Source organism: Pseudoalteromonas sp. SG45-1, from assembly GCF_014164135.1.
GTDB lineage: Bacteria > Pseudomonadota > Gammaproteobacteria > Enterobacterales > Alteromonadaceae > Pseudoalteromonas > Pseudoalteromonas distincta.
The window spans coordinates 1-249 of the sequence record NZ_JACJEP010000091.1; the positions used below are offsets into that span (position 1 = coordinate 1).

General features: G+C 42.2%; 1 protein-coding gene. It reads left to right on the top strand.

The genetic code is table 11. The annotated features are described in order from the left end of the window. Nucleotides 1-99: 99 nt before the first annotated feature. Nucleotides 100-249, top strand: a 150-nt coding sequence (locus H5117_RS20485; RefSeq protein WP_182739029.1) for a helix-turn-helix domain-containing protein, incomplete at its 3' end; no start/stop codon positions are given.

The window sequence follows — 249 nt, forward strand, 5'->3', positions numbered from 1 at the left end:
TTCTAATTTGATTGCTGCAGAATACGTTGCACGTTTTAATTTCGTCATTTTTTCACCCAAATTTGTATGCTTATCAGCATAACATTTCTTTCTTAATGGGTGGCCAAAATTAATTTACCACTACATAATGCGGGCCTAGTTTGTCGTCGGTGTGGAATTTCTAGGCCCACTCTTCGAAAGTGGTATAAGCGATACAAAGAGAAGGGACTAGACGGCCTACAGGACGTTTCTAGACGCCCGCACAGCTCC